The sequence below is a fragment of the Algibacter sp. 2305UL17-15 genome, assembly GCF_040720935.1.
In the GTDB taxonomy this organism is placed as follows: domain Bacteria; phylum Bacteroidota; class Bacteroidia; order Flavobacteriales; family Flavobacteriaceae; genus Jejuia.
Genome location: NZ_JBFDAE010000024.1, coordinates 47,089 through 55,098, shown reverse-complemented (window position 1 = coordinate 55,098; position 8,010 = coordinate 47,089). Strand labels below are relative to the sequence as shown.

Here is an 8,010-nt window from a genome sequence, read left to right as displayed (position 1 = left end):
CCGGACGGGAGCAATGGCACGTTGAGTGCGGCAACGGAGAGCGGCACGGCCGATGGGATACTGTCCGTAGGGGAGACCTTTACGTACACGATCAGCTACGCGGTAAGCCAATCGGACATCGACAACAACACTAGCCTTACCAATACGGCGAGCGTTGTAACGAACGAGCTGCCGACTGCGGAGAGCGATACGGCGGAGACCCCGATCACAAAGACACCGAGCCTTACGATATCCAAGACGCAGGTATCGGGACAGGACCCGATCACCTCGCCCGGCCCATTGGGCTACGAGATAGTCGTTACCAACGATGGCAATACGAGTTTAACGGGAGTGACGGCGAGCGACGTGCTGCCGGACGGGAGCAATGGCACGTTGAGTGCGGCAACGGAGAGCGGCACGGCCGATGGGATACTGTCCGTAGGGGAGACCTTTACGTACACGATCAGCTACGCGGTAAGCCAATCCGATATCGACAACAACACTAGCCTTACCAATACGGCGAGCGTTGTAACGAACGAGCTGCCGACTGCGGAGAGCGATACGGCGGAGACCCCGATCATACAAACTTCCACATTAAGCCTAACCAAAACAGCGGACGTAGAGACCTATGATGCAGTAGGCGATATAATCACATACACCTTTGTAACCACCAACACAGGGAACGTTACGTTGAACAACTTAACGGTAACCGATCCATTACCAGGGCTTTCACCTTTGGTTTGTGGGACATCATGTGTAAACATGTATTCTGATATGTTGGTCGATTTCCTTTCAGGACTAACGATCAACGGCACGACGCACGATTTTGATACGCTGACGGTCAATCAATTGATCGCGATTTTATTGGGAATAGCAGAAGATGAAGGTGTTGAAGGGTTTACCGTTGACGGCGCGCTTGCCCTTGCTCAGGCCTATGTAAACGGCAGCACCTTTGACGGTCTGACGATCCAGGGACTGATAACAGACCTGTTGGCCTCGCCAGACATTACACCTGCGGACCATGCGATCATAAGCAGCCTGAACTCATGTCTGTCAACCGTGGCCACATCTAACGGCTACCCAACGGATGCCACCGTATCGGATCTTTTAACGGAACTATTGGACGTTATATCAAACTTGATAGACGACGCTAGTGCAGATACCGGCATTAATATAGGAAGCTTGACCTTGGAAGCAGGTTTGGCCTTAGCCTCTAGTACAGCAAGCTCTCAAGGTTATGCAGGTTTAACGATCCATGACCTGTTCAACTATTTGTTGGATCTGGAGGCCAACGGAAGCGGTCATCCTATAGTGGACAGCGTGCTTTCATGTATCAAATCAAGTTGTGGCAGCAACATAACAGCATCAGCTACATTGGCACCAGGGGAATCAATGACCTGCACAGCAACTTATACGATTACACAAGCAGATATTGACAATGGTTCAGTAGTGAATACTGCCACGGCTGACTCGGATGAGTCAGGTCCAGATACAGCTACTGAGACCGTGATTTACGAATGCGTAGATTTTAACTTCTATGTATATTTGGAAGGTAGCCTTATAGAACCACAAACAGGCAGTTACAATGCGCCGCCAATGCGAACTACCTTGAACGATTCACGATTATTGCCAGGGCAATATAGTGTTGATATACTCGGTAACGTCTATACATCACCTTTGGGCAGTTCGGGTCAGGTTTACAACATAGCACCTTGGAACTACTTAGGTACAGAGGGAACATCATTTGATTCCGGATCAAATGCCTCAAACGCAGATGCAGGCTATGCGTCGGATGTAGTGGATTGGGTATTGGTATCCCTGCGTACAGATCCAACCGATGCCTCACAGTTTATCTGCCAACGGGCAGGATTGCTTTACCGCGATGGGCATATAGAGTTCCCGGGGACAGATTGTTGCCAGATAGACAAAAGCTTGAGCTATTATGTTGTGATAGAGCACAGAAACCATTTGTTGGTCATGTCCGCAGATCCAGTTCCAGTAGTGAATGGTGAAATGACTTATGATTTTAGGGACAAGGAATCCTATATCGTAGGTATAGGTGGCACCTTTGTAGGTCAGAAACAGGTAGCTGGTGTGTATGCAATGTACGCAGGCAACGGAGACCAGACATCGTCAACAGAAGAGGATACTGATATTACTTCTGGAGATTATGCAAAATGGAAAAATAACGGTTCCGAGACCAGAACCTACAACCTTGTAGATTATAATATGGACGGAGAGGTTAGTGCACTTGATTTCGAATTATGGGAGTTAAATTCACCATTGTTCTCAAGTGTCCCCAGATAACAAAATTGAAATAGTAAAATTATAAACAATCTTGAGAGCATAACAGTTTTATGTTCTCAAGGTTTACCCAAAAACTACCATACCTAATTTTTATTTAATGAGATATAATGGTAACTCTTTAACCTTATAAAACTTAAAAATGAAAAAAATAACATTAGTATTACTAGCATTAATAGCAACATACTCTGTGGCTTATGCTCAACAGACCCTTAAATGGAGTGTTGGAGAGCCAAATGTTGAAATCATAGAAAATAAAGCTCAAATCACTTACCCTCTAAATGTATCAATTGATACAGAAAAAGGTACTCCAATTTTGGGGACAAGTACAATGCGCTTTTTTTATGATAGAAATTATCTCTCAAATTTAAAAGTATCAAATGTTGAGAATGGATTTAGAGCAAGTGGTTTAAACCAAAGTGATGCAGTATTTGGAGATATTTTTGGGTTTTCCAATAATGAAGGTGTATTTGCACAGTTCAACATCATAGATGCAGCAAAAGTAAACCCACTCTATTTGAAAGAAACAGAAACGCATGTTTTGGATTTATCTTTTGAGGTCACAAAGCAAGCTTTAGATCACTTGTTGAGAGATGGAGCAATTGCTTTACCAATTGTATTGGATAATAATCCAGCTAGTTGGAATAAGTCCTGTAGTTTAGATTGTGGATATCTAGTTAATGATTCTGGTATTGGAGGTGCTTATTATTTAGATGGAAATACCGAGAAAGCGATATTGGCAAATGATGAAGTTGTTAATTATGCATGGAATACATTACCCGTTTTTGATGGAAAAGTAGATAATTTTGATGATAGAGCAGGTAATTCAAGTAAGGATTTGAACCTTGAAGATTTTTCTAACGCTTTATCGATTAAAGACTATTTAACTAATGGAGAAAATCTATTTTTGGTTTATACCACGCCTTTCGATAAAGAAATTGTAGTTAATTATAGTTTTCATTATAACACAGATGTACTCATCGAAATTTTTGATTTAAAAGGAGCTTTAATACATAAAAAGGCAAGATCTAATTATGCAAAAAGCAACGTTGTTGAAGATAAAATGAATTTAAGTTTGATAAATGATCAGGTGTTATTAGTTAGACTTACAACAGATAGAGAGGTTTTGGTACAAAAAATAATAAATAAATAATTGAACTTAAAGAAGATATATATACTAATTATAGCATTTGCTATTAATGCTATAATGGCACAAGCACAACCGTCATTAAGCCTAACCAAAACAGCAGATGTAGAGACCTACGATGCAGTAGGAGATATAATCACATACACCTTCGTAACCACCAACACAGGAAACGTAACGCTGAACAACGTAACGGTAACCGATCCATTGCCAGGGCTTTCGCCTTTGGTCTGTGGCACATCATGTGTGAACATGTATTCCGGTATGTTGGTCGATTTCCTTTCAGGACTAACGATCAACGGCACGACGCACGATTTTGATACGCTGACGGTCAATCAATTGATCGCGATTTTATTGGGAATAGCAGAAGATGAAGGTGTTGAAGGGTTTACCGTTGACGGCGCGCTTGCCCTTGCTCAGGCCTATGTAAACGGCAGCACCTTTGACGGTCTGACGATCCAGGGACTGATAACAGACCTGTTGGCCTCGCCAGACATTACACCTGCGGACCATGCGATCATAAGCAGCCTGAACTCATGTCTGTCAACCGTGGCCACATCTAACGGCTACCCAACGGATGCGACAGTATCTGATTTGTTAACAGAACTATTAGATGTTGTATCAAACTTAGTAGATGATTTGAGTACTGATACCGGCATTAACATAGGAAGCTTGACCTTGGAAGCAGGTTTGGGCTTAGCCTCTAGTGCAGCAAGCTCTCAAGGTTATGCAGGTTTAACGATCCATGACCTGTTTGACTATTTGTTGGATCTAGAGGCCAACGGAAGCGGTCATCCCATAGTGGACAGCGTGCTTTCATGTATCAAATCAAGTTGTGGCAGCAACATAACAGCATCAGCTACATTGGCACCAGGGGAATCAATGACCTGCACAGCAACTTATACGATTACACAAGCAGACATAGACAATTGCATGGTGGTAAACACAGCAATAGCAGATTCAGATGAATCTAGTTCAGTAACAGACAGTAAGACCGTGATTTACAAATCTGTAAATCTTAACTTCTATGTATATTTGGAAGGTAGCCTTATAGAGCCACAAACAGGCAGTTATAATGCGCCACCAATGCGAACTACATTGAACGATTCACGGTTACTGCCAGGGCAATATAGTGTTGGTTTACCTAGTAACGTCTATACATCACCGTTGGGCAGTTCGGGTCAGGTTTACAACATAGCACCTTGGAACTATTTGGGTACAGAGGGGGCATCATTTGATTCAGGGTCGAATGCCTCAAACGCAGATGCAGACTATGGGTCGGATGTAGTGGATTGGGTATTGGTATCCCTGCGCACGGATCCAACCGATGCCTCACAGTTTATCTGCCAACGGGCAGGATTGCTTTACCGCGATGGGCATATAGAGTTCCCGGGGACAGATTGTTGCCAGATAGACAAAAGCTTGAGCTATTATGTTGTGATAGAGCACAGAAACCATTTGTTGGTCATGTCCGCAGATCCAGTTCCAGTAGTGAATGGTGAAATGACTTATGATTTTAGGGACAAGGAATCCTATATCGTAGGTATAGGTGGCACCTTTGTAGGTCAGAAACAGGTAGCTGGTGTGTATGCAATGTACGCAGGCAACGGAGACCAGACATCGTCAACAGAAGAGGATACTGATATTACTTCTGGAGATTATGCAAAATGGAAAAATAACGGTTCTGGGACCAGAACCTACAACCTTGTAGATTATAATATGGACGGAGAGGTTAGTGTGCTTGATTTTGACTTATGGCAACTTAATTCTCCAAAAACATCAAGTATTCTCAAATAGCTATAAAACAATAAAAAATTGAAATTAAAGAGTTTAAATATAGTTATTGTTGCATTTGTTGTTGTGGCGTTTGGTCATTCATGCAAGAAAGATGTTAATAGGGAAAATAAGAATGACATACAAAATGAACCTGAAGAATTGTCCAAAAACAATAAAACAAGTGATAATAGTGTAAATGTTGAAATGCAATCAGTTGGTGAAAGTGAAGTGTTTGGTAGTGCAATTTTCAAAGAAAATGAAAAAGAGGTTACCATGATAGCTTTAGTAAATAATTTAAAAGAAGGAAATTATAAGATGTATATCGTTAATGCTGAAAATTGTTCAACTTTAGTTGATAGTGAAAGTTTACATTGGAACCCAACACATCAAAAACATGGTTCTTGGGGTGATAAATCGGGATATCATAAAGGAGATATAGGCGCATTAAAAACAGATGATTTATTAAGAAATGGAACTTTGAGCTTTTCTACAAGTGAATGGTGTATAGGTTGCGAAGATAGCATGAAAAATGTTTTAGGTAAAAGATTGATAATTGTAAAAGATAATAACGATTCTAATTCCGATGGCAAGAACACTAATATTTTGTCTTGTGGTCTAATTGAATAAGTAAAATGATTAAAACAAATTTATAGGGGTAATAAAGATATTGATTGGTCAATAGAAATGAGATTATTGAATTGATGAAACCTCTAAAATTTGTGATTTTTAAAAGAATATTATGATGAAGAAAATTATTTTATTAATTGGTGCTACTCTAATGTTTTCACAAGTGTTTTCACAAACACCAAGAATACTAGAGTGGAGTATAGGAGAGCCTCAAATTACATGTGGTCAAACGGTTCAAATTTGTTACCCTTTATTGGTGTCTATAAATGATGATAGTGAATCGCCGTATTTAGGAACCTCTACCATGCGTATTTTTTATGATAGTAAACTTTTAAAAAATCTTACGCTTCAAAATAACGAACCGGGTTATGCACCAGGAACTATAAGATTTAGTGATCCCGTTTTAGGGGGGATTTTTGGTTTTTCAAGTAATGAGGGAATTTTTGCTCAGTTTAACATTATTGATGGAGCTGCATTTTCTCCAATAGAATTGTCAGCATCAACCCCAAAACATGTTTTGGATTTCTGTTTTGAAATTGCAGGTGATGTTGTTTATCCATTATGCGCACCAATTGTATTAGATAATAATCATTTAGGAAAAGGTTTAGGCATTGAGAAAGACGATGGTTATCTTATGAATGATGCTGGTATTGTAGGGACTTATCTTTTAAATGGAAATTTAGGGAATGCAATTTTAGCCGATGATGAAGTTGTCCATTATAAATGGCAGGATAATGGAACTGCTTTTGATGGGACTGCGAATACGCTTCAAGATAGAACAGGGAATACGGAAACTACTGCATGTATTGTAAATCCTTGTCAAGTAGAAATTTGTGATGGTATCGATAATGATGGTGATGGACTTATTGATGAAGGTTTTGATGCGGATTTTGATGGAATAGCAGATTGTTTTGATAATTGTCCAAATAGACCAAACCCAAATCAAGAACCAGATGGAGATTGCGACGGCGTACCGACCTCGGAGGACTGTGACGATAACGATGCGAGCAACACGAACAGCAACGCCAACGACAAGGACTGTGATGGTGTGCCAACTTCGGAAGACTGTGATGACAACGATGCAAACGTGGGCAGCAACGCCAATGACAAGGACTGCGACGGTGTTCCAACAAGTGAAGACTGTGATGACAACGATCCTAACGTGGGCAGCAACGCCAATGACAAGGACTGCGATGGTGTGCCAACTTCGGAAGACTGTGACGACAACGATCCAAACGTGGGCAGCAGCGCCAACGATAAGGACTGTGACGGTGTACCGACCTCGGAAGACTGTGATGATAATGATGCAAACGTGGGCAGCAACGCCAACGACAAGGACTGTGACGGTGTTCCAACAAGTGAAGACTGTGATGACAACGATCCAAACGTGGGCAGCAACGCCAATGACAAGGACTGTGATGGTGTTCCAACTTCGGAAGATTGTGACGACAACGATCCAAACGTGGGCAGCAACGCCAACGATAAGGACTGTGACGGTGTTCCGACCTCGGAAGACTGTGATGACAATGATGCAAACGTGGGCAGCAACGCCAACGACAAGGATTGTGACGGTGTTCCAACGAGTGAAGACTGTGATGACAACGATCCTAACGTGGGCAGCAACGCCAATGACAAGGACTGTGATGGTGTTCCAACTTCGGAAGACTGTGATGACAATGATGCAAACGTGGGCAGCAACGCCAACGACAAGGATTGTGACGGTGTTCCAACAAGTGAAGACTGTGATGACAACGATCCTAACGTGGGCAGCAACGCCAATGACAAGGACTGTGATGGTGTTCCAACTTCGGAAGACTGTGATGACAACGATCCTAACATAGGCAGCAACGCCAATGACAAGGATTGTGACGGTGTTCCAACTTCAGAAGATTGTGATGACAACGATCCTAACGTGGGCAGCAACGCCAACGACAAGGACTGTGACGGTGTTCCAACTTCGGAAGACTGTGATGATAATGATGCAAACGTGGGCAGCAACGCCAACGACAAGGACTGTGACGGTGTTCCAACCTCGGAAGACTGTGACGACAACGATCCAAACGTGGGCAGCAACGCCAATGACAAGGACTGCGATGGTGTTCCAACTTCGGAAGACTGTGATGACAATGATCCAAACGTGGGCAGCAACGCCAACGATAAGGACTGTGATGGTGTTCCAA

General features: G+C 42.2%; 5 protein-coding genes and 2 pseudogenes. 6 read left to right on the top strand and 1 reads right to left on the bottom strand.

Annotated features, from left to right (window positions below):
• Positions 1–21 precede the first annotated feature (21 nt).
• A pseudogene (locus ABXQ82_RS18160) lies at positions 22–648 on the top strand (hypothetical protein); the annotation flags it as partial.
• On the opposite strand, the gene ABXQ82_RS18155 reads toward ABXQ82_RS18160, so the two are convergent.
• The gene (locus ABXQ82_RS18155; protein WP_367063114.1) at positions 606–794 is read right to left on the bottom strand and encodes a hypothetical protein; all 189 of its coding nucleotides are present in this window, start codon (positions 792–794) and stop codon (positions 606–608) included. The pseudogene ABXQ82_RS18160 and the gene ABXQ82_RS18155 overlap by 43 nt on opposite strands.
• A gap of 244 nt (positions 795–1,038) precedes the next feature.
• Between ABXQ82_RS18155 and ABXQ82_RS18150 the strand changes: the two genes are divergently transcribed.
• The 5 genes and pseudogenes from ABXQ82_RS18150 to ABXQ82_RS18130 form a co-directional block, all read left to right on the top strand.
• Positions 1,039–2,286, top strand: a complete 1,248-nt coding sequence (locus ABXQ82_RS18150) for a hypothetical protein (protein WP_367063112.1) — start codon at positions 1,039–1,041, stop codon at positions 2,284–2,286.
• Positions 2,287–2,425: 139 nt separating this feature from the next.
• Complete coding sequence (locus ABXQ82_RS18145) at positions 2,426–3,436, top strand: hypothetical protein (RefSeq protein WP_367063108.1); 1,011 nt, start codon at positions 2,426–2,428, stop codon at positions 3,434–3,436.
• Positions 3,437–5,224: a DUF11 domain-containing protein gene (locus tag ABXQ82_RS18140; RefSeq protein WP_367063106.1), complete on the top strand. Its 1,788-nt coding sequence runs from the start codon at positions 3,437–3,439 to the stop codon at positions 5,222–5,224.
• 18 nt (positions 5,225–5,242) lie between these two features.
• Complete coding sequence (locus ABXQ82_RS18135; protein WP_367063104.1) at positions 5,243–5,830, top strand: superoxide dismutase family protein; 588 nt, start codon at positions 5,243–5,245, stop codon at positions 5,828–5,830.
• Between the two features lie 112 nt (positions 5,831–5,942).
• Positions 5,943–8,010 (top strand): annotated as a pseudogene (locus ABXQ82_RS18130) (hypothetical protein); the annotation flags it as partial.